The sequence below is a fragment of the Cupriavidus necator A5-1 genome (genome assembly GCF_000744095.1).
GTDB lineage: Bacteria > Pseudomonadota > Gammaproteobacteria > Burkholderiales > Burkholderiaceae > Cupriavidus > Cupriavidus necator_A.
Genome location: NZ_JQLI01000001.1, coordinates 3,018,145 through 3,044,683, shown reverse-complemented (window position 1 = coordinate 3,044,683; position 26,539 = coordinate 3,018,145). Strand labels below are relative to the sequence as shown.

Genomic DNA, 26,539 nt, shown 5'->3' with positions numbered 1-26,539 from the left:
CACCGAGGAAACGCGCTTGCTGATTTTACAGCTTCCGGTCTGATAAGGCGGTGCGGTATGTGGAGGCAACCCAACTTAGGACCGGGCTGGGAGAGGGCGGGCGGCATCGGCCGCGCGTCGCATCGATTGATGCAATGTAGTCAAGGGGGGTAGTAGCGTGCTCGCCAAGCGAAAGATCGTCAAGGAGACGAAGTACAAGGCGGGGTCGTGAAGCGCTATGCCGCCGCTGGCGTCGCAGGTGCGCACCAATAGGCCTTTGCGCAGGCAGGCATCGATCATATGGCGGGAGCGTGGCGCGATGCACTGGCCTTCCGTCGTCAGCTGCAGGTTTGCGTAGCTAGCCAACCAAGTCAGCCGACGCTAGTGAAAAGCAAGCTCAAGTTCCACGCCGCTGTAGTCAACGCGCGGAGCAAGCCTGCGGCGTGGGCCTTGCTCGAAGTGAATCAGGCCGTAGCCCTCCATCGTGCGGAGCGTCCGCGACAGGTTCGACACGGCGCGTCCGGTTTTCTCCGATAGCTCTTCGAGCGATTCAGGATTCGTTTCGGCGATCAGCGCAAGCAATTGGCGATTGGCTGGGGACAGGACCTTGGCCAGCACGTCCAGCGATTGAAACCAGACCTTTGGCTCATCCTTTCCGGGCTTGCGTTCGCCGCGGGCGATAGCCCTGGTGCGGGCCTTGAAGTCTTCCAGTGAGGCGATGCCAATCTTGAGGTTGCCGCTCATCATTCGATCTTATCGACCTCTGTCCAGAAATCGTCCAGCAACGTCGAAGCATCCTGGTAGTCATAGAATCGAACGCCCGCGGCCATGTGCTGGTGGTCGTATTCAATGCGCGTCCGCACGCCTGGCCCGGATCCCTCGTTGATGCCGTGCGCATTGTCGAAGCCAAGCAAACGGCGGCCAATCTTGTCGTGCAGTGTCAGCGAATACCTCAGTCCGTGAGGGCGTTCCTGCGAGACAGGGCAGGTGCGCACCACGATTTTCACCCAATGCAAGCGTTCGTCATCTATGACGAAGCGGAGTCCAGCCAGGTCCAACAGTGTGTCGAGGCTACGGTCGCGCATAGGCATGCTATCACAGTGTGATAAGTTGTGCGAGCCCGACCGCTTGCAGAGTTCCGTGTGCCCGCAAGGGCGACCAAATAACGTTGCATGTGGCCAAGGCTCGTATAGCTAGCGCATCACTTTGCCACCGACAATGTAATGAGGGGGTTACTTTATCGAAATCTGGCGCATATTAGGAGCTTTCCCAAAGGGCTTTCCTGCTGACTCCGGCTTTCCCGTAGCTGATCGCCTGCGGCTCCTGTCGCCGGCCTTCATGCCATAGCGGCCAGCAATGCTTCCGCTTCCTCGCGCCGCGGCGGATACGCGCCGGCCCGGGTCGCAGCGACGGCCGCCGTGGCGGCAGCCAGGCGCGCCTGCGCGGCAAGGTCGGCTGCAGCGCCCGACAGCACGCCGGCCATCCAGCCGCCCATCGCCGCGTCGCCACAGCCAACGGTGTCGGCCACCTCGACTGCCAGCGCGGGCTGCTCGACGGCAAGGCTGCCCTTGAGCAACGTCATGCCGTGCGCGCCGCGCGTCAGCATGAAGGTGGCATCGGGCGCCATGGCGCGTACCTGCGCCAGTGCTGCGTTGGTATCGAGCGCGGGATACAGTCCGGTCAGGTCTTCATCGGAGATCTTGACGTAGCTGGCCAGCCGCAGCATGTGTGCGAGGACGTCGGCGTAGCCGGGCGCGCGCATCAGGTCGCGAAAGTTGGGATCGAAGGCAATCCGCTTGGCCGCCTGCGCGGCCAGCGTGGCTTCTTCGCACAGCCGTGCCGCCAGCGGCTGGCGCACCAGGCTGATGGAGCCGAAATGCACCACCTCCGCCGCCTGCCGCCAGCCTGCGGGCAACCGGGCCGGGTCGAAATGCAGGTCCGCGCTCTCGTCGCCGACAAAGAAATACTGCGGCGGATGGCGCGACGCGACAAAAGCCAGGAACGGTGAGCGCGCCACGCGCTGCAGGAAGCGGGCGTCCAGCCCCGCTTCGGCACTGGCCTGCGCCAGGTCGTCGCCGAACAGGTCCTGGCTGACGGCGCCGGCGAACGCGGTGGCAATCCCCAGCCGGGCGCCGACGCGGGCCACGTTCCAGCACGAGCCGCCGGGCAGGCCCAGCCAGCTGCCGTCGGGCTGGCGGACCATGTCGGTCAGCGCCTCGCCAAATACGACGTAGCGGGGAAGGGGCATGGACATGGGTGTCTCCTGTGATGTCTTGATTTGCGCAGCCGGCTCAGCCGGCCACCGCGGCGCGCGCCGCCTGCGCCCGGCGGATCAGCGCGGCGGTCGAGGCATCGTGCGCGGCGGCGCTGCCTGCCGGCGCGCCTTCCAGTTCGCGTTGGATCGGTGCGGCCAGGTTCTTTCCGAGTTCCACGCCCCATTGGTCGAAGGAGTTGATCTGCCACAGCGCGCCCTGCACGAAGGTGCGGTGCTCAGACAACGCCAGCAGCGCGCCCAGGTGGAACGGGTCGAGCCGCTGCATCAGCAGCGTATTGCTGGGCCGGTTGCCTTCGAAGACCAGGTGCGGCACCAGCGTTTCGTTGGATACGCCTTCGGCACGCACTTCGTCCGCGGTGCGCCCGCGCAGCAGCGCCTCGCCCTGCGCAAAGCAGTTAGCGAGCAGCTTGGTATGGTGGCCGGGCAGGTCGCACACAGGCTCCAGCGTGGCGATGAAGTCGACCGGAACCAACTGCGAGCCCTGGTGCATCATCTGGAAGTAGGCGTGCTGGCCATTGGTGCCCGTCGTGCCCCACACCACCGCCGCCGAGCCGGCATCCAGCGTGCCGCCATCCAGCCGCACGGACTTGCCATTGCTTTCCATCTCCAGCTGCTGGAGGAAGGCCGGCAGCAGTTCGAGCGGTTCGCAGTACGGCGCCACGCAGCGGCTTCCGGCACCGAGGCAGCTGCGATACCAGACATCGAGCAGGCCGAGGATCACCGGCAGGTTCTGCGCCGGTGGCGCGCCCGCGAAATGCAGGTCCATCGCGCGCGCACCGTCGAGCAGCTGCCGGAAGCGGTCGAAGCCGATGCCCACGGCAATCGACAACCCCACCGCAGACCACAGCGAGAAGCGCCCGCCGACCCAGTCCCAGAACGGGAACATATTGGCCGGGTCGATGCCGAATGCGCCCACGGCCTCGCGATTGGTCGACACCGCCACGAAATGCCGCGCCAGTGCTGCCTGTGTCGCGCCCTGATGCAGGAACCAGTCGCGCGCGGTATGCGCATTGGCCATGGTCTCCAGCGTGGTGAAGGTCTTGGAGCAGACGATCACCAGCGTGGTCGCGGCATCGAGCGTGGCCAGCGTGTGGGCGAGGTCGCTCCCGTCGACATTGGCGACGAAATGCAGGCGCGGGCCGGCCGCCTGCGGGTCGGCCAGCGCGCGGCATACCATGCGCGGGCCCAGGTCCGAGCCGCCGATGCCGATATTGACCACATCCGTGATGGCGCGCCCATCAAAGCCGGTCCAAGCGCCACTGCGCACCGCGCCGGCAAAGCGCTCCATCTGCGCGAGCACCTCCGCGACATCATCACCGACCGCCACGCCGAGCGCGCGATAGCCGTCCTCGGGATAGGCGCGCAGCGCGACATGCAGCGCCGCGCGGTGTTCAGTGGTGTTGACCGCTTCGCCGGCTAACATGGCGTCGCGCCGCTCGCCCACGCGTGCCTCCGCGGCCAGCGCGAACAGCAGCGCCAGGGTCTCGTCAGTGATGCGGTTCTTGGCGTAGTCAAGCGTCAGGCCGCAGGCTTCCGCGACATAGCGTTCGGCACGCGCCTGGCCGTGCGGGCCCTCGAACCAGTCGCGCATATGGGCGCCGCGCAGGGTATCGGCGTGCGCGCGCAGGGCATGCCAGGCGGGTAGGGAAGTGGTCATCTCGGTTCCTCAGCAATACTCGGACTACATCTCTTCATGCCAGGCCAGGCCATCGCGCGACAGCAGGGCGCTGGAGGCCGCCGGGCCCCAGGTGCCGGCGGTGTACAGCTTGGGCGGCGCGGTGGTGTTCTCCCACGCCTTCAGGATCGGTGCGACCCAGCGCCACGCCTGGACCTGTTCGTCGCGCCGCACGAATAGGCCCAGCCGGCCGCGTATCACGTCGAGCAGCAGCCGTTCATACGCGCCGACGCGGCGCACGCGTGGCGCGGCGCTGGTCAGCTGCAGGTCGAGCGAGGCCGGCAGCAGCACCTGCGTATCGCCCGGCTGCTTGGTCAGGAAATACAGCCTGATGCTTTCCTCCGGCTGCAGCGTGATCACCAGCCGGTTGCCCGCCATGGTGCCCAGCGGATGCGGGAACAGCGGGTAGGGCACGTCGTGGAAGTGGATTACGATCTCAGCCACGCGCGATTGCATGCGCTTGCCGGTGCGCAGGTAGAACGGCACGCCGGCCCAGCGCCAGTTGGCGATCTCGGCGCGGATGGCGACGAAGGTCTCGGTGTGGCTGTCGGCGGCGATGCCCGCCTCGCTCGAGTAGCCGGGCACGGGATCGCCGCCGGCGGCACCGCGGCAGTACTGGCCGCGTACCACTTTCTCGGCGACGTCCTCGGGGCGGATCGGGCGCAGTGCCTTCAGGATCTTGAGCTTCTCGTCGCGGATGGCGTCTTCCGACAGGCTGGTGGGCGGCTCCATCGCCACCATGCACAGCAGCTGCAGCAGGTGGTTCTGCACCATGTCGCGCAGTGCGCCGATGCCGTCGTAGAAGTTGCCGCGGCGCTCCACGCCGAGTTCTTCGGCAATCGTGATCTGTACCTGCCGCACCCATTCGCGTCGCCACAGCGGTTCAAACAGCACGTTGCCGAAGCGCACCGCCATCAGGTTCTGCACCGACTCCTTGCCCAGGTAGTGGTCGATCCGGTAGATGCGGTCCTCGGCAAAATGGCGCGCGACTTCGGCGTTGATCGCTTCGGACGAGGCCAGGTCGTGGCCGAGCGGCTTCTCCAGCACCACGCGGCTGCGCTCGCCGGCGAGGCCCACGCGCGCCAGTTGCTCGCAGATCTTGACGAACAGGTGCGGCGCGGTGGCGAGGTAGCACACCACCACCTGCGCCGCACGTGCGTTGACCAGCTCGGCCAGCGCATCGAAGCCGGCGTCGGCATTGGCATCGACCTGCAGGTAGACGATGCGGTCCAGAAAGCTCTGCCAGGCCGAGGCCGCCGCGTTGCCGGCTAGCCCCGGCAGCACTTCATCGTTGAGCATCGACAGGTATGCATCATGCGCCAGCGGCTGGCTGCCCAGCGCCAGGATGCGCCCGCGCGGATGCAGCGAGCCGGCGGCGTGCGCGTCGAACAGCGCCGGCAGCAGCTTGCGCCGCGCCAGGTCGCCGGTGGCGCCAAACAGTACGAAGTCGAATTCCGGAGCCTGGGCACCGGCAGGGTTGCTGTCGATCATGTCAAAGGAAGTAAGGGTGTGAAAGGGCCGGCCATTGCCTTCAGCGCGGCGTGGCCCAGCCTTTGTATTGGCCGACATTGGCGCGCGTCACCAGCGTGGACGGCAGCAGCACGGTCGGGTTGGCGGGGCGCTGCCCGTTCATCATGTCCACGCCGAGCTGCACCGCGGTACGCGCGATGGCCCACGGGTCCTGGCTGGCCGAGGCCTGCACCAGCGTGTCGGCCTTGAGCGCGGCCTCGATATCCGGCGCGCCGTCGACCGAGGCGATCAGGATGCTGCGCCGGTTGAGCTGGCGCGCGGCCAGGTCCGCGCCCACGGCCTGCGGATCGTTGATGGTGAAGACCGCATCCACCTTCGGGAAGCGCGTCAGGTACAGCTGCATCACGTTCAGCCCGCCTTCGCGCGAACCCTTGGCATCCTGGTCGTCGGACAGGATGCGGATCTGCGGATGCCGCGCCAGCACTGTCTTGCAGCCCTTGACGCGGTCGAGCACCGCCGACACCGGCGGGCCGTTCTGGATGATGACGTTGCCGCGCCCCTTGAGCTGTTCGGCGATAAAGCCGCAGGCCAGCTCGCCGGCCTGGGTGTTGTCGGTCTGCACGGTGGCGTCGGCGCCGGCGGCGGCAACGTCGACCGCCACCACCACGATGCCCGCCTTGCGCGCCTTGCGTACCGCCGGCTCGATTGCGCGCGCATCGGCGGCGTTGATCAGGATCAGGTCGACCTTGGCGACGATAAAGCTGTCGATATGGGTGAACTGCTTGTTCAGGTCATAGTCTGCCGAGAGCACCGTCACCTTGGCCTGCGGATTGACCTGCCGGGCCGCGGCCTCGGCGCCGCGCGCCAGTGCGACGAAATACGGGTTGCCGAGGGAGCCCAGTGTCACGCCGACTTTTTTCAACTGGCGTTGCTGGGCTGGCGCGGACGCGGGCTGCGCAGGCGTCTGTGCCACGGCGGGGAGCGCGCACAGCATGGCGAGGGCGCCTGCCGCCAGGGCTTTGAGGATGGGTTGGATCACGTTCTGTCTCCTGTCGGGCCGACTGTCAGGTACGGGCAGAGCCCTTCTGGCGATAGCGGTCGAGCGCCACGGCGCCGATGATCACCAGGCCCTTGATGATGTATTGCCAGATATCCGACACGCCCAGCAGGATCAGCCCGTTGGACAGCACCGCGATGATCAGCGCGCCCACCAGCGTGCCGGCAATCGAGCCGACACCGCCGACAAAGCTGGTACCGCCCAGGATCACCGCGGCGATCGCATCGAGTTCATACGACTGGCCCAGCTGCAGCCCGTTGGCCGCATACAGCCGCGACGCCGACATCACGCCGCCCAGCCCGGACAGCAGCCCCGACACCGCATAGACGAACAGCAGCACCACCCATACCTTGATGCCCGACAGGCGCGCCGCCTCGGCATTGCCGCCGACCGCGTAGATCTGCAGGCCCAGCACCGTGCGGCGCAGCACCACCCACGACACCGCCACCACGGCGGCGGCGATCACCACCAGCCATGGCACGCCCAGCAGGTCGCCGTTGCCGATGAAGGCAAAGCCGATATCCGGGTTGTAGACCGTGCTGTCATTGCCGACCAGGCGCGCCAGCCCGCGCACCGCGGTCAGGCTGCCGAGCGTCACGATAAAGGGCGGCAGCTTCATGAAGGCGATCAGCGCGCCGTTGATCAGGCCGAACAACAGCCCGCACAGCAGCGCCGCCGGCACGCTCAGCGCGGCGAGTTGCGGCATCAGCGATACCAGCATCGCCACCACCGCCGACACCGACAGGATCGACCCGACCGACAGGTCGATGCCGCCGGTCAGGATCACGAAGGTCATGCCCGCGGCGAGCACGAGGTTGATCGAGGCCTGCTGCGCGATGATCGACAGGTTCTGCAGGCTGGCGAAGTTCTCGGTCAGCAGCGTGAAGCCGAGGCACAGCAGCACCAGCACCGGCAGCATGCCGAGGGCGCGCAGGCGTTCCTGCGTGGTGGCGCGGCCAGTGGCGCCGGCCAGGGCAGGTCGGTTGGCAGGGGCGGCAGCCGCGGCCGCGTGGGCCGTGGGATGGAGGGGATTGCGCATGGTGTCTCCTGATCGCTGAATGTCGGGCCTGTGTCGGCCGGTTTTTCGTTACGTTTCCGCGCGGTCGTGATTGCGATTGCGTTTGCGTTTGCTGTGCCGCTTGTTTGCTCCCCTCTCCCATGAGGGGGAGAGGGGCCGGGGGAGAGGGCAAGGCGTTGGCACGGACCGCTGGCCGACGCGCGCCTGCGGCCAAGCCGAGGCCATTGCTGTGCGTACGCCGTCGGGATGGCACGCACCGGCCCTCTCCCCGCGAACAATCAGCTTTGATTAGTGCAGGGTGGGCTGGCCAGCCCCCGTTGCAAGCGCGATGATCTGCTCCTGCATGACCGCGGCATCGGCACTCCCGGGCACCTCGCCAACCAGTTCGCCCTCACGCATCACCAGCACGCGGTCGCACAAGCCGACCACCTCAGGCAGTTCGCTGGAAATCAGCAGCACCGCCACGCCGGAACGCGCCAGCTCATTGATCAGCCGGTAGATCTCCGCCTTGGCGCCGATATCCACACCGCGCGTGGGCTCGTCCAGGATCAGCACGCGCGGCCGCGTTTCCAGCAAGCGCGACAGCATCACCTTCTGCTGGTTGCCACCGGACAGCGACCCCACATTGATCTGCGGATGCGCAACGCGGATGCCGAGCGACCGGATCGCCCCGGCAGTGCGTTGCCGCGCGGTGGTGCGGTTGAGGCGCCCGCCGCGAAGCGCATCGCGCGCCGCCACGATCAGGTTGATGTTCTCGTGCACGCTCTGGTCGAGGAACAGGCCTTGCAGCTTGCGGTCCTCGGTCAGGTAGGCGATGCCCGCGTCGATCGCCTGGCGCGGGCTGGTGACGGCCAGCGGCGTGCCGGCGACGAAAACCGCGCCCTCGGTGCGCGCATCGGCGCCAAAGACCAGCCGTGCCAGCTCGGTGCGGCCGGCGCCGACCAGCCCGGCCAGGCCCAGCACCTCGCCGGCGCGCAGGTCGAAGCTGCACGCGCGCACGCGGCGGCCGTCGGACATATTGCGTACGGACAGCATGATCTCGCCCGGTTCGACCTCACCATGGGTGCGGGTGTAGAAGCCAGACAGGTCGCGACCCACCATCATCTTGACCAGTGCGGCCCGCGTCAGCTGCTCGCGCTCCAGGGTGCCGACGAAGCAGCCGTCGCGCAGCACGGTGACGCGGTCGGCCAGTTCATCGATCTCTGCCATGCGATGGCTGATATAGATGATCGCCATGCCTTCGGCACGCAACTGGCGGATCAGCGCGAACAGCCGGTCCGTCTCGCGCGTGGACAGCGGCGTGGTGGGCTCGTCCATCACCAGGATGCGGGTCTCGAAATGCACCGCGCGGGCGATCTCCACCAGCTGGCGCTGCGCGATCGACAGCGTATGCACCGGCGTCTCCGGCGTGAAATCCGCGCCCAGCCGCGCCAGCGTGGCCTCGCAGCCGCGCGCCATGGCGGCGCGGTCGACCATGCCGCGGCGGTGCAGGTGGCGGCCCAGGTAGATGTTCTCGGCCACGCTCAGGTTGGGCGCCAGGCTCAGCTCCTGGTAGATCACGGCCACGCCATGCGCGCGCGCCGTGGCCGGACCGTCGATCTCCACCGCCTCGCCTGCGATGCGGCATTCGCCGCCACCGTCGGCGATATAGGCGCCGGACAGGATCTTCATCAGCGTGGATTTGCCGGCGCCGTTCTCGCCCATCAGCGCATGGACCTCGCCGGCATAGACGGTGAGTTGCACGTTGCTGAGCGCCTTCACGCCCGGGAAGGTCTTGGAGATATTGCGCAGTTCGAGCAGGGGAGCGGGGCCGCTTGCCTGCGCGGCGTGCAGGTGCGGCGGCAGGGGCATCGCCCCCATGGCTTCAGACAATGGCATGGCTTGCCTCCGGAACGATGGCGGACGCACCCCGAAGCAGTTCGGCGCGCGGCGAGAAGTTCATGAACATCGGCAGCGATGCGGCACCTACCGCGCCGGCGTTGGCGCCAAAGCAGCCGCGTACCACCGTGGCGGGGGCGCGCGCTTCGGGCGCGCTCTCGTCCAGCGCCTGCTGCAGGCGCGCGATCAGCGTGGGCACCAGCCCGCCGTCGATATCCGCGTCGAAGATCACCAGCGGCACGTCGATCACCGCCAGCGCGGATTGCAGCGCGGGGGCCAGCGCATCGACGCAGTCGTCGATCCATTCCTCGACGGCCGGGTGGCCCAACTCGACCTGGCGCTGCAGGTCGGCGTGCCCGTTGACCGTCACGCCGTGGTGGCGCAGGTGGCGCGTCAGCGCGTTGAGGGAAGCGCGCGACAGCAGGATGTCGCGTCGCCTGCCGTTACCGGCCACGGCGGGCGCCGATGACAGCGTGCTCGGGGGCACCGGCATCATCGCGATATCCCCGGCATTGCCGGACACACCGCGCACGCAGTCGCCATTGAGCACCACGCCGCCGCCGATGGCCGGCCCGAGGAACACGTAGAGAAAGTGCTGGGCGTGATGCCGGCCGTAGAACAGTTCTGCCACCGCGGCGGCGGTGCCGTCGTTCTCGCTGAAGACGGGCAGGCCGGTGGCGGCGTTGAGCATCGCCGGGAAGTCAGCCTGGTCCCAGGCGCGGAAGCTGGCCTGGAAGGCCTCGCCCTGCACATCGAGCTCGCGCAGCCAGGCGCCCAGGTTGTACGGCTGCGCCACGCCGATGCCGAGCAGCCGTTTCTGTTCGGCGGCGCTGAGCAGGGCGCGCATCTCCGCGATGTCGTGCCGCACGGTCTCGAGTGCCTGGTCGGGGTGGGGCAGCACCAGCTGATGGGCGCGGCTGGCCAGGATATGGCCGGCAAAGTCCACCATCACCACTTCTATGCTGCCCCGGTCCAGCCGCACGCCGATGCCGAACGCCCCCTTGGGCTGCAGCCGGATCAGGCTGGCGGGCTGGCCGCGTTGGCCTTCGGTGCGGCGCCCGGCCTGCTCGATCAGGCCTTCTTCGGCCAGGGTCTGCACGATGCTGCCGACCGCCGTGTTGGTCAGCTGCGCCATGCGCGCCAGGTCGGCCTTTGAAGCCTCACCGGCACGGCGCAGCGCCAGCAGCAGCGCGCGTTCGTTGTACAGGCGCAGGCTGGCGGAATTCACGCCACGGCCCGCTTTAGATGCGGTCATCTTGTCTCCGTCCTGTCGGCCCGCTTCAGGGGCGAGCAGTATTAATTAATTCATGTTGAATTAAATGATACGGGGACGAAGAACTCAACCACGGGAAAACCCGGATGGCGTATCCGCCTCATGAGCCGCCGCGGCCGGCAGGAGGCACGGCGCCGCCTTGCCTGCAGGCATGGCGGCGGCTAGCGTGGAAAGGCAATCACTGGCAGCGGGGAGCCCTTTATGAAAGCCCGTGCAGAACCCGGCAACTGGAGCCGTTTCTACATCCTCGACAAAAAGAACCGGCCGGTTCAGGTGCCCGGCCGCGAAGAATGGCAACGCTGGATGGAGGGGAACGACCCGGTGTTCCGCCGCACCGTGCTGGAGGACAGCGGCGGCACCACGGTCACCACGCGCTTCCGCGGCGTCGCCGAGGCCATGGGGAATCCAGTGCTCTTTGTCACGCGCGTGACGGGCATGGAGGAACAGGACAACGAAAGCTTTGGGTCGCCCACGCTGGAGGCTGCGCTGACGCTGCACGAGGAGATCGTGCAGAAGCGGCTGAGGCAGCTGACAGGTAAGGCCTAGCGGCGGCCCGCTCGCAGCGCCGGGGGCGCCGCCGTGCGGCTTACTGCCTCGACATCTGCGTGACGAAGTACCCGCCGGTGCCGACCGACAACCCGCAGCCGGTCGTACCGGGTTTTGTCGACGTACCCGCCACGACATTCACGACATAAAGGTTCTCGGCCGAGCCGGGCTCTGCCAGCGTCACCGAGCCTTGCAGCGTGCAGACCCGGGTGCCGCTGGTGTAAGTGCCGGTGAGGCTGCCGGCTTCGTCGATCTGCATCTCGAATTCGTCCTGCTTCCAGCTGCCGGCGATCGCTGCCTGGTTCACGGCAAGCGCGTTGGCTGGATCGTAGCTGCCGGAGATCGTCCTGGAGCCACCGGTAAGCACGGGGGCATAGGTTCCGTCAAAACGGTTGCTCAGCGTGATCGTGCCCGTGCCGGTGACCGGCTCGAGGTAGCCATGCTCATAGAACGTATCAGGGCCCAGCGTCCACGTCGAACCGGCAAACTGGAACGTGCCTCCCAGCACGCCCAGTATCCCGAGGTTGATGAATTTGCCGCGGCTGTCGATCAGCGTGGCCGTCGTCAGATTGGTCCAAAGGCCTTCGCTGCCGTTGCCCACCGCGGCGGTGGAGCCGGGCTGCGGTGCGGTCAGGCTCGGCAGTGGTTCACCAACGGGCGCCGGCGCCGGAGCAGGCGCGTTACCACCGTCGTCCCCGCCACCACCGCATGCGGCCAGCAGCGCGATAGCCGACAGCATTGCTGCCGGCATTGCCAACTTTCTCATTTGATTCACCTCCGGAGTGGGACGGCTCTGGCTGTCCCGTTAGACACAGGCGCCGGCAGGTTCCAAGACTGCGAAGCAGCGTCGGGAGACCGCGAAAATGCCGGCCGAGCCAAGCTATCGATCCGGAATCGATGCGTGAATCGGAATACTCCGAAAGACAAAATGAAAAAGCAGATTCTCGAGGAGGGGATCGGGCGGTACGCCTCAGTCCGGCAACGCCCCCACCTGCCGCAGCGCAGCGCGGGCAATCTCCATCCGCGCCTTGGTATGCTCCGGCCGCAGCATGTCGAGGTTCAGCGCAAACAGGTAGTCGTCCCCCCCGCGCTCGACCCACCCGACCAGCCAGCCCACCGCGGGCTGCGCCGAATCCGCCCAGCCGGTCTTGGCATGCAGCGTGTAGCCGGCGCCGCGCTCCATCACCGTGATGTCGTCCACGGCCGCGAACGTGGCCGCCGAGAACGGCAGCGTGCGCTGCACCAACCCCTTCAGGAAGTCGATCTGCTGGTAGGCCGAGATCCGCAGCGTGCCGTTGAGCCAGAAGCGGTCGACCGGCCCGGAGCTGTCGGCATTGCCATAGTGCGATGCGCTCAAGTAGCGCCGGTACGCCGCGCTGCCCACCCGCCGCGCCAGCGCCTGGTAAGCGGGTACGCAGGAGTTGGGAAAGGCCACGCGCAGCGGCACATCGGCGTTGCATGCGTCGGGCAGGATGGCCTTGCCGCCGACCAGCCAGACCTTGCCGTCCCATGGCAGCTTGTCATGGTCGACATCGGCCACGGCGCCGCTTTCCAGGCCGATCAGCGAGTTGAGGATCTTGAAGGTCGAAGCCGGCGAGTACTGCGTGGCAGCGCGTTGCGGGTTGTACGTCAGCATCCGGTCGCGCCGCAGGTCGTAGATGACCATGGTGCCGGCGGTGCCGGTCTCGCGAAACAGTGGCGCGGCGTCCAGGGGGACTTCCTTCGGGGCCGCGACAGCGGTGAGGGAAGCAAGCAGGCCGAGGCCGACGGCCACCGGTGTCAACAAACGGGTGAGGCGATGGTTCATGGCAGTGGAGAGTGGAGTTGAGTGGCAATCCGGGCCCGGACCGTGGTGCGCAGCATAGGAGAGCGCCCAGGCAACGCCAACCGGCGCCGCTGTAACTTGCGTATCATGCCGGGCTCGCACCGCCAAGACGCCTGATTGCCCGATGCCAGCCACTCCCGCCCTCATCCAAATCGACCTGTCCGCCCCGTACCGGGTCGATGGCCAACCGGCGCGCTACCAGTCAGTGTGGCTGCTGGCGCGGATCTGGCACGCGCAGTGCGCCGGCGAGGGCAGTGTGCCGGCGTCGGCGGTGCGTTGCGCGTTCCCGGCGGCGGCCAACCTGCGCATGCTGGTGTCGCGCGCGTTTGCCGACTTCGCGCGCTGGCAGGTGGCGGTCGGGTGGGGTGCGGATGTACGGCGCGATCCCGACACGGCCAACCCGGCGCACCGCAGCCGCGGGCCGTTCTGGATCACGGCCGGGAGCGCGCGGCGCCTGCGTTTCGTTGTGAACGGCCGCACCGTGGGACCGGCCGCAGTGGCGCGGCACCTGGGCTTCAGTGCGGTGGCGCTCGCGCCCGCGCCAGGCGGCATCGACGGCGTCGGCTACGTGATGCGCGACATGGCCTTCTGGAGCCAGCTGACCCAGGCCATGCGCAGCGCGCAGGACGGCTATGCCGGCGCGCACGGCTCCGCCGTGGCGGAATCCTTCCGCACGGCGCAGCGCAGCGCCGCCGACGGCTTCCAGCAAGCGCTGGCGCTCCTCAAGGAGAGCCTGGCGTGGCGCCGCTGCGGCCGGCTGGAGCAAAGCCGGGCCGCGCTGCGGCGCTTCGACCGGCTGGCGCAGGGCGGCGATAGCCACGCGGCGATGCCGACCTTCGCCGCCATGGGGCACGTGGTGCGCGCGTGGGAGCGCTACACCCGCGGGGACAATGATGGCGCCGGCGCGGGGCTGGCCGCGCTGCGCGCCGATGCCGAGCTGGGCCTGGTGGCGCGCTACAACCCGCGGCTGCGCTTTGAAGTGCTGAACCTGGAAGCGCTGCTGCATAAGGCCGAGGCCATGCGTGCGCCAGGCGCCGGTACGGTGCCGCCGGCACAGGCCGCGCAGCGGGCGCTGGATGCCTTTGCCGGCGCGCTGCAGGCGGCCTATGAAGCGGATTCGGTCGATGCCGTGCAGCATGCCGCCGCCAATATCGGCCTGTGCCTGTGGCTGTTCTGGAGGCATGGGCGGATCGATGCGGCACGCGAGTTGTCGGCGGGCGCGGTGCAGCGGCAGGCGATGCGCTGGCTGGGGTTGTCGGAATGGATCTGCGACCGTTTCGGCGTGGGCGGCGGCACCGCCTGGAATGCGATCTTCCTGCTGCGCATCGCGCGCGGCAGCAGCGGACCGGACGCACCGCAGGCCGGGAAGGGCGAGGGCCGCGGCGCGCCGGCGGCGGCCAGCATGGCCGCGTTCCGCCGCCAGCGGCCGCTCTCGGTGGCCGAAGCCATCGATGCGCTGCGTCCCTTGCACGCACCGTTCGCGCCGGCCAAGGGCTTCGTGCGCTGGTCCGCGGTGGCGGCCTTCGCGCTGGAGGACCATGACGCCGGCCACGTCAGGCTCGGGCCGCTGCAACTGGCCAACCTGCTGCTGGAGTCGGCGTGGTACCTCACCCATGAGCAGGGCGCGACGGCGAAGGCCTGTGCTGCGGTGGAGCGGCTGGCCGCACAGTTGCCCTCGCTGCGTGCGGCGGAGCGTGCGTTCTTTGCGGCCGAGATCCGGGCGTTGCCGCCGGAGTTGCGCGATGCCGCGGCGGAGGCGGGGAGGCGGCGCAAGGGTGGCTAGGGTGGAAAGACAAAAGGGGCGACTGCATGTCGCCCCTTGGGTAAGTTTGGCGGGTGTCGGATGCAAAGACACCACGCCTGTGGAACCTCAATCAAACAACTCGTGCCAGATGCTCTTCTTGCGGTAGTGCTTCTGCTCGCGCTCGTAATGACGGTCGCGGTCGCCATGGCGGCGGTCCTGCTCATAGCCGCGCTCGTAGCCATGCCGCTGCAGCGGCGGGCTTTGCACCGCGGCGGGGTGCGCTGGCACGGCGGGGGCCGCGGAGCGTTCCAGGATCTTGTCGACTTCGCCGCGATCCAGCCATACACCGCGGCATTTGGGGCAATAGTCGATCTCGATACCCTGGCGCTCGGACATCACGAGTTGCGTCTGCGGGCATACCGGACAATCCATGAGGTTCTCCTCTTTGCTGTGAAACTGTCGTGATAGGACCGGCGCGGCGGGCGTTGGTTCGCCACAATGGGCGGGTAAAACGTGCTCTGAGGGCCACAATCAAAGCGGCGGCCTGCCCACGGGCAAGGGGCAGCGCGGAATTTGTCGCCCGCACCGCCGTCGAAGCGGGTATGCCTCTGTCTCCTCCCGAAACCCGTTCCCCATCCAACGCCCGCACCCCCGTTCCCGCTCTGAAGGGGCCGGCGGCGGCGGGACCATGAGGGCCTATACCGGGCTCACGTCAGCCCGTTGCGCACTGCGTAGTGGGACAGCTCGGCATCGCTGCGGATGCCGAGCTTTTCCATTGCGCTGTGCTTGTGGGTGGGGTGCTGATGGTCTTGATGCTGCGGTGCAGGTGCTGCGCCACCTCCGAGACCGACATGCCACCGACATAGAGGCGGATCACCTCGATCTCGCGCGGGCTCAGCACCTGCGCCGGGCTGGCGGCCGAGCGCGCAATGCCGAGGATCTCCATTTCATGCTGCACCGACTTGCCCAGGAACGGCCGGTGCTGGAACGCCGAGACGATGGCCAGCGGCAGCTCGGCCATGTCGCCGCGCTTGCTCAGGAGGCCCAGGGCACCCGCATTGCGCATGCTCTGCAGCAGGCAACCCTGCCTTACTACGCTGAATACGTAGCCACCGGTGCTACAGGCCCTGGCCTTGCGAACTCCAGCGTGATGTACACGCTCGCCTACCAATAAGTCCCCTGAACCCGCGGAGCGCGTTACCGGCACGCTCCGCGGTCTCTTTTGCAAGACTGGCCGGCCCTCCCATCCATCCTGCAGACATCATGAATACGACCCTCAAATCCTTCATCGCCGCCGGCCTTACTGTGCTCGGCCTGGCAGGTGCGATGCAGGCCAATGCCTCCGTGGTGATCGCGGGCACCCGGGTCATCTACAACGCGAGCGAAGCGGAAACCACGATCAAGCTGACCAACGAGGGCAAGTCGCCCGCGGTGACGCAGGTGTGGCTGGACAAGGGCGATCCCAAGGCTGCGCCCGCCTCGGTCGAGGTCCCCTTCACCGTAACGCCGCCAGTGACCCGCATCGATCCCGGCAAAGGGCAGACGCTGCGCATCATCTATACCGGCGAGCCGCTACCGCAGGATCGCGAATCGGTGTTCTGGCTCAACGTGCTCGAGATTCCGCCCAAGCCGGCCGCCGAGGATGCCGGTGCCAACAAGCTGCAACTGGCATTCCGCAGCCGCATCAAGCTGTTCTTCCGCCCGGCGGGCCTGAAGGACAGGGTCGAAGACGCCCCGGCAAAGATCGTCTGGCGCCCGACCCAGACAGGTGGCCGGCCCGCGATCGAAGCGTGCAACCCGACCCCGTACACGTCTCCTTTGCGCGCGTGGATGTGGTCGGCGCCGGCAAGACCGCCAGATTCGAAGAGGGCGGCATGGTCGCTCCGGGCGAGACCACGGTCTTTCCGCTGACCGACGAAGCGGTGCAAGCGCCGGACACCAAGGTGCAATACGACGCCATCAATGACTTTGGCGGCGCGGTCAAGGGCGAGGCTGCGCTGGGCACCGCGCAGGCCCGGCAGGTTCCTCGCTAGTCCCAGGCCGGCTGGCCCGGCCCACTTCCTGATCCTCTTTCCCTCTTGACGTATGCCGTGGCAGCGGCAGGGGCAGGTCTTGCCCGCGGATAGCCGGCAGTCTGGCACTGACAGCAATGAAAACGAAAAAAACTCCTCACTTCCCCTCCCGGCTGCGGCCTGTAAGCGCGGTGATACTGTCGCTGTTTGCCGGCGTCGGCGCGTGGGCCGCAACTCCCGACGTGGCCGGTTCCACCCTGGTGGCCGAGGTCGAATTCAACGACAAGTTCCTGCAGCAGTCGGGCTCCGGCAAGATCGATATCAGCCGCTTCAGCAAGGGTAACGTCGCCTTGCCCGGCGACTATCGCGCAGACCTCTACGTCAACCAGGTCTGGCTGGGACGCGGGGAAGTGAAGATGCGCCAGGTCGGGGGCGACAAGCGCAACGTCAAGCCATGCTTCAACCGCGCGATGATGGAGCGCATCGGCGTGGACCTGGGCAAGCTGGTGCCGGGCGCCGCCGAACGGCTCGGCGACGAGAACGCCTGCGCGCCGCTGCCCGAGCTGGTCCAGGATGCCTCGGCTGCCTTCGACAACGGCGAGCAGCGCCTGGACATCACCGTGCCGCAGATCGCCATGTCGCGCCAGGCGCGCGGCTATGTCGATCCCAAGTACTGGGACAACGGCGTGGCCGCCGCGCGGCTGCAGTACAACGCCAATGTCTATCACACCGACATGTTGGGCGTGTCGAGCACGCAAAGCTATCTCGGGCTGAACGCGGGTTTCAACGTGGGGGCCTGGCGCTTCCGCCATCTCGGCAACCTGACCCATAACGACCAGGCCGGCACCCATTACCAGAGCGTGCAGACCAGCCTGCAGCGCGCCATCACGCCGCTGCAGAGCCAGCTGATCATCGGTGACGCGTTCACCGAGGGCATCATGTTCGACAGCGTGGGTTTTCGCGGCGTGCAGCTGGCGACCGACGACCGCATGCTGCCGCAATCGCAGCGCGGCTACGCGCCGACCATCCACGGCATTGCCAACAGCAATGCACGGGTGCAGATCCGCCAGAACGGCAACATCCTCTACGAAACCACCGTTGCACCGGGCGCGTTCGAGATCAATGACTTTACCCGACCGGATACGGCGGCGACCTGGAAGTGATCGTCACCGTCGGTGGCAGAGAACTACATGTCGGCGGTGGCGGGCGTGGCGCTGAATACCGACTACGGTGCCTTCGGCGCCGACGTGACCCAGGCCTCCGCTCGCCTCGCCAACAGCGTCACCCGCAACGGGCAGAGCGCGCGCCTGTCGTACAGCAAGCTGCTGACGCCGACCAACACCAACCTGACGCTGGCGGCCTACCGCTATTCCAGCAGCGGCTTCCTGAGCACGGCCGATGCCATCGCGCTGATGGACTTGGAAAGCTGCGGCCTGGGCTTCGCCATGAACGGCATCCAGCGCGGCCGGCTGCAGGTGACGATCAACCAGGCGCTGCCGCGGGGCTATGGCTCGCTTTACCTGACCGGCTCGACGCAGGATTACTGGAACCGCAGCGACACCGATACGCAGTTCCAGGCGGGCTACAACAACAGCTACAAGCGCATGAACTACGGCGTATCGGCATCGCGCCAGTTCAATATCGGCAGCGGCAAGTGGGATACCCGGGTGATGCTCACGGTCGGCATCCCGCTGGGGAAGAACCCGCAGGCGCCGTATTCCATGACCAGCCTGAGACACGACACCAGCGGCGGCACTTCCCTCCAGGAAACGGTCACCGGCGTGCTCGGCGTGGACAACGCCTTCAGTTACGGCCTGAACGCCGGCTACACCACGGGCGGCGCCAGCGCCAGCGCCGGCAGCATCGGCGCGAACGCGTCCTATATCTCTCCGGTGGCCACGGTGACCGGCAGCGCCAGCACCAGCCGCAACTACACCCAGGCCTCGTTAGGGATCAGCGGCGGCATCGTCGCCTACGCCGGCGGCGTGGCCTTCACGCCCACGGTGGGCGACACCATGGCCATTGTCGAGACCAGGGACGCGGCGGGCGCCCGCCTCGCCAATGCCAGCGGCTTGCGGGTCGATCCGTGGGGCCATGCGATCGTGCCTACCCTCACGCCGTTTGCTTCCAACCAGATCGAGATCGACCCCAAGGGCTTGCCGATGAGCGTCGAGCTGAAGTCCACCCAGCAGCATATCGCCCCGACCGCAGGTGCCATCGTGCGGATGAAGTTCGAGACCGACAACCCCGGCCGCGCTGCGATCCTGCGCGCCACCGGGGCCGATGACATGCCGCTGCCGTTCGGGGCGGAGGTGATCGATGCCGGGGGCCATTCGGTCGGTACCGTCGCGCAGGCCGGCCGCATCATCGTGCGCGGCCTGAAGACCGACACCGGCCAGCTCACGGTGAGCTGGGGCAAGGGCACGGCCGGGATGTGCCGGCTCGACTATGCGCTGCCCAAGGCCGATCCGACAGCCGCGGCGCAGTACCAGATCGTGGAGGCGGGCTGCCGCTGAGACCCTGCCGATGCGAAGGCGCGGCGCACTACCAGAGCGCGGACGCAAGATTGCGCTCATGCCTAGGTGTTTCCGGTGTCCGTTCCACCAATGACATGGAGCCCAGCATGCTGCTTCGTAGTATCAAGAAATGGCCGCCGCGCCGGCTAAGTTTTGCCCCCTGCGGGGCTATACCCGGGAACCGCCCGAAGAGTGCCCAGCGGATGGGGGTTGCCGGCATCGTCCAGTATCTGCAGGCCGACGCCGCCGGCCGTCGAGGCGCTGTCCAGGGCGACAACCGAATTGCTGGCGTTCAGGATGGTCGTGACCGCATCCAGCTGGTACCTGACCGTGTTGATGCCGGAGGGACAGTTGTTCACGGAAATCCTGAACGAGGTGGGAGCCGTGGTGCTGCCGAGGACGGAGAACTCGCTGCGCTGGTACATCCCCATGTGGACCGTGACGTCGGGCGTCACAGGCGAGTTCAATTCACGGTGCCGCTCAAGGCTCGCTACTACCAGACCGGCAGCACCATCTTGGGAGGGTCGGTCAATGCGGCGCTGACCTTCACCATGAACTACCTGTAGCCGCGATCTGGCCCCTGCTCAAAGCCGCGCCACATCCAGTACCGCCTGCGCAAAGGCGTCCGGTGCCTCCTGCGGCAGGTTATGCCCGGCACCCTTGACGATGCGGTGCACGCGCTTGCCCGAGAACTTGCCCGCATAGGCTTTGCCGTCCGTGGCCGGCACCACCCCGTCGGCATCACCGTCCAGCGTGATGGTCGGCACGCCGATCACCGGCCCCGCCGCCAGGCGCTGTTCCAGCGCGTCGTAGGCGGGCTCGCCCTCGGCCAGGCTCAGCCGCCAGCGGTAGTTGTGGATGACGATGGCGACGTAGTCGGGGTTGTCGAACGATGCCGCGCCGCGCGCGAAGGTGGCGTCGCTGAAGTCCCAGCGAGGCGAATTCGCCTTCCAGATCAGCCGGTTGAAGTCGCGCCGGTTGGCTTCGTAGCCGGCGCGGCCGCGCTCGGTCGCGAAGTAGTACTGGTACCACCAGCCGTGCTCGAGCGCCGGCGGCAGCGGCGCCTTGTTGCGCTCGCGGTTGTTGATCAGGTAGCCGTTGACCGACACCATCGCGCGGCAGCGCTCGGGCCACAGCGCGGCGATGATATTGGCGGTGCGCGCGCCCCAGTCATAGCCTGCCAGGATCGCCTGCGCGATGCCGAGCGCATCCATCAGCGCGATGATGTCCAGCGCCACCACGGCCTGCTGCGCGTTGCGCGGGGTCTGCTCGGAGCGGAAGCGGGTGGTGCCGTGGCCGCGCAGGTGCGGCACGATCACGCGGTAGCCCGCCGCCGCCAGCCGCGGCGCCACCTCGGCAAAGCTGTGGATGTCGTAGGGCCAGCCATGCAGCAGGATCACCACCGGGCCGCTGGCGGGGCCGGCTTCGGCGTAGCCGATATTGAGCACGCCGGCGTCGACCTGTTTGAGCGGTCCGAACGCGGGCGGCGCGCCCGCGCTGCCGGGCCCGTCGGATTGCGCGTGCGCGCTGCCGATCAGGTCCAGCCCCGTGGCGGCGACGGCGGCCACGGCGGCGCTGCCGAACAGCAGCCGGCGGCGGGGGTTGATGGATTCTGGCATGACAATGTCCCTTTGTTGTTGTGCGTGGAAGGGTTGTGCGTGAAAGGCCGCGCGCTTACTTGCGCGCAGCCAGTGCCTGCTGGATCGCCGCTTCGGTTTCCTTGTAATTGCCTTCGCCGAAATGCTTGTAAATCACCTGGCCGTTGGCATCGATCAGGTACAGCGCCGGCCAGTACTGGTTGCGCCAGGCGTTCCAGGTGGCATAGGCGTTGTCCTGCGCCACCGGGTAGCGGATATCGAAGCGCTTGATCGCGGCCTGCACGTTGGCCGTCGATTTCTCGAAGGCGAACTCGGGCGTATGCACGCCGACCACCACCAGCCCCTGGTCGCGGTATTTGTCGTACCACTGCCGTACATGGGGCAGCGTGCGGATGCAGTTTATGCAGTCGAAGGTCCAGAAATCGACCAGCACGACCTTGCCGCGCAGCCCGGCGACGGTCAGCGGCTCAGAGTTCAGCCACTTCTCGATGCCGGTGAACTCCGGCGCCTTGCCGTAATCGCCGGGTCCGGCGGACGGTGCGGCAAAAGGTGCCGCGGCATAGACGGCCGCGACGACGGCCGTGGCGGCCAGCAGGGTGCGAAAGATCGGGTACATGGTTCAGGCTCCGGACAGGGTGACGGGCACGGACGAGGTGCGTTAGCCGCATTTCACCGCCCGTGCGTATCCCGGTTGTTTCCGGAACCGGGCCAGATTGCAATGTTTCATGTCTGCCCCCGTTCCAGATACAGAGCGATACAAAGCGCTCCACCGGCCGCCGCATAATGGCGGCACCCGGGCCCAGGCCGCGCACGGCCGCCCCATCATCCACAGGACCATTACGCCCCGTTTTGCAGGCGCCCCATGACCCAGCAGGACCATATCCTTATTGTCGACGATGACCGCGAGATCCGCGAACTGGTGGCCGCGTATCTGGAGCGCAGCGGCATGCGCGTCACCCTGGCCGCCAATGGCCGCGAGATGCGCGCAGGGCTGGACAAGGGTGCGGTCGACCTGGTGGTGCTCGACCTGATGCTGCCCGGCGAGGACGGCCTGGCGCTGTGCCGCGACCTGCGCGCCAGCGAGCGCCGCCACCTGCCGGTGCTGATGCTGACCGCCCGCAACGAAGAGGCCGACCGCATCCTGGGGCTGGAGATGGGCGCCGACGATTACCTGGTCAAGCCCTTCGCCGCGCGCGAGCTGCTGGCGCGCATCCGCTCGGTGCTGCGGCGCACGCGCATGCTGCCGCCCAACCTGCAGGTCACCGAGGCGGCCAGCGTGCTGGCCTTCGGGCCCTGGCGGCTGGACACCACCGCGCGGCACCTGCTCGACGAGCAGGACGTGATCGTTGCGCTCAGCGGCGCGGAGTACCGGCTGCTGCGCGTGTTCGTCGACCATCCGCAGCGCGTGCTCACGCGCGACCAGCTGCTCAACCTGACCCAGGGGCGGGACGCCGAGCTGTTCGAGCGCTCCATCGACCTGCTGGTCAGCCGCCTGCGCCAGCGCCTGGACGACGACGCGCGGGAGCCGCGCTACATCAAGACCGTGCGCAACGGCGGCTACGTCTTCACCGCGACCGTCGAGATCCGCGAGGCACGGCCGTGAACGGCGGCGCGCGCAGGGTGCTGGCGTGGCCGCGCACGCTGTTCGCGCGCCTGATGGTGATCCTGCTGGTTGGCCTGGTGCTGGCGCAGGGGCTGTCCTTCGGACTGGTGATGATGGAGCGCACGGAGGTGGCGGACCGGCTCATGCTGGGCAACCTGGAGATGGACGTGGCCAGTTCGGTGGCGATGCTCGACATGCTGCCGGCGGAAAAGCGCGGCGCCTGGCTGGACCGGATGCGGCGGCAGAACTACAGCTACCGGCTCGATGCCGGCACGCCCGGCGAAGCGCCGCGTTCGGAGGCGGCGCGGCGGGCCGTGGACACCATCGCGCAGGCATTGCAGGGCCGCTACGAGGTCACTGCCAGCAAGGTGCCCGGCAGCCGCGACCGCTTCCAGGTCCACCTGCGGCTGCGCGACGGCAACCCGCTGACCATCGACGTGCATCCGGCCGGCACGCTGTTGTCGTCCTGGCTGCCGGTGCTGCTGGCGGTGCAGCTGGCGCTGCTGGCCGGCTGCGCCTGGATGGCGGTGCGGCTGGTGACGCGGCCGCTGCACCAGCTGGCGGCCGCGGCGGAGAACCTCGGCCCGGACCTGAGGGCCGACCGGCTCCCTGAAAGCGGTCCTGCCGAGGTCGCCCACGCCGCGGCCGCCTTCAACGCCATGCAGGCGCGCATTGCCGGCTACCTGGCCGAGCGCGTGCAGATCCTGGCCGCGATCTCGCACGACCTGCAGACGCCGATCACGCGCATGCGGCTGCGCGTGGACCTGATGGAGCCATCCGAGGCGCAGGACAAGCTCTACCACGACCTGCGCGCGATGGAGCAGCTGGTGCGCGAGGGCGTGGCCTATGCCCGCACGCTGCACGGCGCCAGCGAGGCCCAGGCACGCATCGACCCCGATGCGCTGCTCGACAGCCTGGCGGGCGACTATCTCGACGCCGGGCACAATGTCGAAGTGGAGGGCAGGGCCGGCACGCCGATCCTGACACGCCCGCAGGCGCTGCGGCGCATCCTGGCCAACCTGATCGACAACGCGGTCAAGTTCGGCGGCGACGTCACGCTGGCCGCCTCGCGGCAGGCCGATGGCGCGCTGGCCATCTCCGTGCGGGACCGGGGGCCGGGCATTCCGGAGGCCGAGCTGGAGCGGGTGATGCAGCCGTTCTACCGGCTCGAAACCTCGCGCAACCGTGGCACCGGCGGCACCGGCCTGGGGCTGGCGATCGCCCAGCAGCTGACGCAGGCGCTGGGTGGCACGCTGGCGCTGGCCAATCGCGACGGGGGTGGACTGCAGGCCACCTTGACGCTGCCGGCTTAGCGCGCGATGTGGCGGCGCCGTCATCGGCGGCGGCCCGGCGCCGGTTGTCTTTCCTTCCTTTGATCCCCTTCCTCCTGCCGCGCTTAGGTGGCTGGCGGCCCTGCCGTCCCTGGCGCTCGCCCGTCGTTTTGTATGGCTTTGTATCTGGCGTCAGCGGAGATACGTGCGCTGACCATTCCGGCGCCGTCCTGCTATTTGCCAGATACACCGGTCGGCTTCAATGCATCTCGTGGCGCGGCGCCACGGCAGATCACCGATCTCCCAGCCGGCGCCGCGATACCGGCCACGCCGTTCGTTGCGGCAACGGCCCATCGACCGAGCACTGCAACTGACACACGGAGCGTCCAAATGCCTGCTACCAACTTCTCCCGCCTGGCCCGCCAGATCGTAACCACCGTGGCCATCGCCGCCGCCCTGGGCGCCGCCGCGCAGGCCGCCTCCGCCGCTGTACGCCCGGGCGACCACGACGTCGGCGGCATCGCCGCGGCCCGCCCGGCCGACCGCGACGCCTTCACGGACGGCGCCCGCACCGGTGAGCGCAATCCCTTCGTGGACGGCGCACGCATCGGTACGCACGATGTCTTCACGGACGGCGCGCGCGGTGCCGGCGACGCCGCCACCATCGCCCGCATCAGCAACCGCGACGGCTATACCGAGAGCGAGCATGCGCCGGCCAACGGCGACCGCGCCGCCTTGCACGCCGCTGCCTGATTTCCCCTCCGGCCTGGCTGAGCGGTGCACGCTGGCCAGGCTTCTTTTTTTCATCCTCAACAAGGACCATGCCATGACCGAATCCGTAAAGATCCTCTACACCGGCAAGACCCATACTTCCGGAGGCCGCGAAGGCGCTGCGCGCAGCGACGATGGCCGGCTCGATATCAAGCTGTCGTCGCCGGGCAGCGCCGGCGCCGGCACCAATCCGGAGCAGCTGTTTGGCGCCGCCTGGTCGGCGTGCTTTATCGGCGCGATGAAGAAAGCCGCGGCGAAGCAGAATATCGTGCTGCCGGAGGACGTCGCGGTCGACGCGGAAGTGGACCTTGCGATGAATGACGACGGATATTTTCTGCGGGCGCGGCTGAACGTGAACCTGCCGGGCGTGCCGCGAGAGGCTGCCGAGGCGGTGGTGGCGGGCGCGCACCAGACCTGTCCATACTCCAAGATGTCGCGGGGGAATATTGACGTAGCGATCCGTATCGTTTGAGGGATGTAACGGCGATGTTCCGCCGGGCCCTCAGATAGCTGCAGCGCCGACACGCCGACGGGTTGCTCCCCTCTCGCCCGCAAGCGGAAGAGGGGAGCACACAAGCGGTACGCGAGGGTAGGTGCCCTGCGTGCCCTGGGCCATCGATGTCATCCGGGTCAACGGCTACGGCTGGCCGGGCGGCCCGAGGCATCCAGGCAGTTTCGGACCTTGACTCAGCCCATTCTGATGTTGCACGCATGATTTCCATGCGCTCATTCCATTTTTGACGTCTTCGGTTGGCTTCCGCACCGCCGCGGCGGACGAGAGGGCGGCGCATGGATTAAAGTAGCGCATCCGAACCTGGATCTCCGGCATCCGCCGGAGATTTTTTTGTCCCAGTTCCCCAGGAGCCAGCCATGAATGGTCCACAGAAATCACCGCCCACCATTGCCGAGGGTTGGCAGGCGCCGCCGGACCGCACCAGCGTGACCGATGATGCCCGCGTCGATGACATCATTCCACTGCCTCCGCCTGAACACCTGATCCGTTTCTTCCCCATCCGGAACACGCCCGTCGAATCCCTGGTCACCCAGACGCGCCAGCGTATCGCGCGCATGCAGCACGGCAATGACGACCGGCTGCTTGTGATCATGGGACCTTGCTCGATCCACGACCCGCAGGCTGCACTTGAGTACGCGCGGCGGTTGATGGCGCAGCGGCAGCGCTACGCCGAGTCGCTGGAGATCGTGATGCGTGTGTACTTCGAGAAGCCCCGTACCACCGTGGGCTGGAAAGGGCTGATCAACGACCCGTATCTGGACGAGAGCTTTCGCATCGACGAGGGCCTGCGCATTGCGCGCAGCCTGCTCGTCGACATCAACCGCCTCGGCTTGCCGGCGGCGGGCGAGTTCCTGGACGTGATCTCGCCGCAGTACATCGGAGACCTGATCTGCTGGGGCGCGATTGGTGCCCGCACCACCGAGAGCCAGGTGCATCGCGAGCTGGCTTCTGGCATTTCGGCGCCGATCGGCTTCAAGAATGGCACTGACGGGAATATCAAGATTGCCATTGACGCCATCCAGGCCGCATCGCGTCCGCACCACTTCCTGGGGGTGCACAAGAACGGGCAGGTGGCGACGGTACACACCAAGGGCAACCCGGACTGCCATGTCATTCTCCGCGGCGGCAAGGCCCCGAACTACGATGCGGATTCCGTGGCGGCCGCCTGCCGGGAACTGGAAGCGGCCGGGCTCGGCAACTCGCTGATGGTGGATTTCAGCCACGCCAACAGCAACAAGCAGCACCAGCGGCAGATCGATGTGGCACGCGACGTGGCGCAACAGATCAGCAGCGGCAATCGAGCCATCTTCGGGGTCATGGTCGAGAGCAATTTGCTCCCCGGCGCGCAGAAGTTCACCCCAGGCGAGCACAATCCGTCTGCATTGACATACGGACAGAGCATCACCGATGCCTGCATCGGATGGGACGATTCGGTGGCAGTGCTGGACATGCTTAGTGAGGCGGTCAACGTACGCCGCGGGCTCTATTCGAAGCCGTAGCAACGACGCTGATCG

General features: G+C 67.6%; 25 protein-coding genes and 1 pseudogene. 10 read left to right on the top strand and 16 right to left on the bottom strand.

The genetic code is table 11. The annotated features are described in order from the left end of the window. Window positions 1-360: 360 nt before the first annotated feature. From K307_RS13495 to K307_RS13455, 9 genes are all read right to left on the bottom strand, one after another. A complete protein-coding gene (locus K307_RS13495) occupies window positions 361-726 on the bottom strand; it encodes a MarR family transcriptional regulator (RefSeq protein ID WP_419187118.1) in 366 nt (121 codons plus the stop codon). Further along, complete coding sequence (locus tag K307_RS13490) at window positions 723-1,070, bottom strand: toxin-antitoxin system TumE family protein (protein ID WP_042878841.1); 348 nt, start codon at window positions 1,068-1,070, stop codon at window positions 723-725. The genes K307_RS13495 and K307_RS13490 overlap by 4 nt, the downstream gene beginning before the upstream one ends. A 245-nt stretch (window positions 1,071-1,315) precedes the next feature. Then, window positions 1,316-2,233, bottom strand: coding sequence for a carbohydrate kinase family protein (locus tag K307_RS13485; protein WP_042878839.1), 918 nt, complete (start codon window positions 2,231-2,233; stop codon window positions 1,316-1,318). A gap of 37 nt (window positions 2,234-2,270) precedes the next feature. Next, on the bottom strand, window positions 2,271-3,911 hold the full coding sequence (pgi, locus tag K307_RS13480; RefSeq protein WP_042878838.1) for a glucose-6-phosphate isomerase: 1,641 nt from the start codon (window positions 3,909-3,911) through the stop codon (window positions 2,271-2,273). A gap of 24 nt (window positions 3,912-3,935) precedes the next feature. Then, window positions 3,936-5,420 (bottom strand): glucose-6-phosphate dehydrogenase, encoded by a 1,485-nt coding sequence (gene zwf / locus K307_RS13475; RefSeq protein ID WP_042878836.1) that lies wholly within the window; start codon window positions 5,418-5,420, stop codon window positions 3,936-3,938. Window positions 5,421-5,460: 40 nt separating this feature from the next. Then, window positions 5,461-6,393 carry an ABC transporter substrate-binding protein gene (locus tag K307_RS13470; protein WP_042881981.1) on the bottom strand — a complete coding sequence of 311 codons (933 nt, stop codon included), beginning with the start codon at window positions 6,391-6,393 and terminating at the stop codon, window positions 5,461-5,463. Window positions 6,394-6,463: 70 nt separating this feature from the next. Then, the gene (locus K307_RS13465; protein WP_042878834.1) at window positions 6,464-7,495 is read right to left on the bottom strand and encodes an ABC transporter permease subunit; all 1,032 of its coding nucleotides are present in this window, start codon (window positions 7,493-7,495) and stop codon (window positions 6,464-6,466) included. Between the two features lie 267 nt (window positions 7,496-7,762). After that, complete coding sequence (locus tag K307_RS13460; RefSeq protein WP_042878832.1) at window positions 7,763-9,325, bottom strand: sugar ABC transporter ATP-binding protein; 1,563 nt, start codon at window positions 9,323-9,325, stop codon at window positions 7,763-7,765. A 13-nt stretch (window positions 9,326-9,338) separates the two neighbouring features. Beyond that, on the bottom strand, window positions 9,339-10,607 hold the full coding sequence (locus K307_RS13455; protein ID WP_042878829.1) for an ROK family protein: 1,269 nt from the start codon (window positions 10,605-10,607) through the stop codon (window positions 9,339-9,341). 219 nt (window positions 10,608-10,826) lie between these two features. Between K307_RS13455 and K307_RS13450 the strand changes: the two genes are divergently transcribed. After that, a complete protein-coding gene (locus K307_RS13450) occupies window positions 10,827-11,171 on the top strand; it encodes a hypothetical protein (RefSeq protein ID WP_042878827.1) in 345 nt (114 codons plus the stop codon). Between the two features lie 40 nt (window positions 11,172-11,211). Here the strand turns inward: K307_RS13450 and K307_RS13445 are convergent, their stop codons facing one another. Next, the gene (locus tag K307_RS13445; RefSeq protein WP_080745017.1) at window positions 11,212-11,922 is read right to left on the bottom strand and encodes a hypothetical protein; all 711 of its coding nucleotides are present in this window, start codon (window positions 11,920-11,922) and stop codon (window positions 11,212-11,214) included. A 219-nt stretch (window positions 11,923-12,141) separates the two neighbouring features. Continuing rightward, entirely contained in the window at window positions 12,142-12,978 is an 837-nt protein-coding gene (gene blaOXA, locus K307_RS13440) for an OXA-1206 family class D beta-lactamase (protein WP_042878825.1), read from the bottom strand. Window positions 12,979-13,120: 142 nt separating this feature from the next. Here blaOXA and K307_RS13435 point away from each other — a divergent pair, with 142 nt between their 5' ends. Then, window positions 13,121-14,779, top strand: coding sequence for a hypothetical protein (locus K307_RS13435; RefSeq protein ID WP_042878823.1), 1,659 nt, complete (start codon window positions 13,121-13,123; stop codon window positions 14,777-14,779). Window positions 14,780-14,866: 87 nt separating this feature from the next. Here K307_RS13435 and K307_RS13430 read toward each other — a convergent pair whose 3' ends face one another. Then, window positions 14,867-15,172 carry a zf-TFIIB domain-containing protein gene (locus K307_RS13430; RefSeq protein ID WP_042878821.1) on the bottom strand — a complete coding sequence of 102 codons (306 nt, stop codon included), beginning with the start codon at window positions 15,170-15,172 and terminating at the stop codon, window positions 14,867-14,869. 280 nt (window positions 15,173-15,452) lie between these two features. Then, on the bottom strand, window positions 15,453-15,806 hold the full coding sequence (locus tag K307_RS50635) for a LuxR C-terminal-related transcriptional regulator (RefSeq protein WP_051974863.1): 354 nt from the start codon (window positions 15,804-15,806) through the stop codon (window positions 15,453-15,455). Between the two features lie 197 nt (window positions 15,807-16,003). On the opposite strand from K307_RS50635, the pseudogene K307_RS50630 reads away from it, so the two are divergent. The 3 genes and pseudogenes from K307_RS50630 (at window position 16,004) to K307_RS50620 (ending at window position 19,268) form a co-directional block, all read left to right on the top strand. After that, a pseudogene (locus K307_RS50630) lies at window positions 16,004-16,773 on the top strand (fimbria/pilus periplasmic chaperone). Between the two features lie 116 nt (window positions 16,774-16,889). Continuing rightward, complete coding sequence (locus K307_RS50625) at window positions 16,890-17,915, top strand: fimbria/pilus outer membrane usher protein (RefSeq protein ID WP_329955858.1); 1,026 nt, start codon at window positions 16,890-16,892, stop codon at window positions 17,913-17,915. Window positions 17,916-17,927: 12 nt separating this feature from the next. Then, the gene (locus tag K307_RS50620; protein WP_329955857.1) at window positions 17,928-19,268 is read left to right on the top strand and encodes a fimbria/pilus outer membrane usher protein; all 1,341 of its coding nucleotides are present in this window, start codon (window positions 17,928-17,930) and stop codon (window positions 19,266-19,268) included. 146 nt (window positions 19,269-19,414) lie between these two features. Here the strand turns inward: K307_RS50620 and K307_RS13410 are convergent, their stop codons facing one another. The 3 genes from K307_RS13410 to K307_RS13400 form a co-directional block, all read right to left on the bottom strand. Then, a complete protein-coding gene (locus K307_RS13410; RefSeq protein ID WP_196251549.1) occupies window positions 19,415-19,735 on the bottom strand; it encodes a fimbrial protein in 321 nt (106 codons plus the stop codon). Between the two features lie 117 nt (window positions 19,736-19,852). After that, entirely contained in the window at window positions 19,853-20,887 is a 1,035-nt protein-coding gene (locus K307_RS13405) for an alpha/beta fold hydrolase (RefSeq protein WP_042878820.1), read from the bottom strand. A gap of 55 nt (window positions 20,888-20,942) precedes the next feature. Beyond that, on the bottom strand, window positions 20,943-21,482 hold the full coding sequence (locus K307_RS13400; protein ID WP_042878819.1) for a thioredoxin family protein: 540 nt from the start codon (window positions 21,480-21,482) through the stop codon (window positions 20,943-20,945). 246 nt (window positions 21,483-21,728) lie between these two features. On the opposite strand from K307_RS13400, the gene K307_RS13395 reads away from it, so the two are divergent. The 5 genes from K307_RS13395 (at window position 21,729) to K307_RS13375 (ending at window position 26,524) form a co-directional block, all read left to right on the top strand. Continuing rightward, window positions 21,729-22,469, top strand: a complete 741-nt coding sequence (locus tag K307_RS13395; RefSeq protein WP_042878817.1) for a response regulator — start codon at window positions 21,729-21,731, stop codon at window positions 22,467-22,469. Between the two features lie 53 nt (window positions 22,470-22,522). Then, on the top strand, window positions 22,523-23,782 hold the full coding sequence (locus K307_RS13390) for a sensor histidine kinase (protein WP_051975053.1): 1,260 nt from the start codon (window positions 22,523-22,525) through the stop codon (window positions 23,780-23,782). A gap of 348 nt (window positions 23,783-24,130) precedes the next feature. Beyond that, window positions 24,131-24,493, top strand: a complete 363-nt coding sequence (locus K307_RS13385) for a hypothetical protein (RefSeq protein ID WP_042878814.1) — start codon at window positions 24,131-24,133, stop codon at window positions 24,491-24,493. A gap of 73 nt (window positions 24,494-24,566) precedes the next feature. Next, window positions 24,567-24,983, top strand: coding sequence for an organic hydroperoxide resistance protein (locus K307_RS13380; protein ID WP_042881975.1), 417 nt, complete (start codon window positions 24,567-24,569; stop codon window positions 24,981-24,983). A 398-nt stretch (window positions 24,984-25,381) separates the two neighbouring features. Then, window positions 25,382-26,524: a 3-deoxy-7-phosphoheptulonate synthase gene (locus tag K307_RS13375; protein WP_042878812.1), complete on the top strand. Its 1,143-nt coding sequence runs from the start codon at window positions 25,382-25,384 to the stop codon at window positions 26,522-26,524. Window positions 26,525-26,539 lie beyond the last annotated feature (15 nt).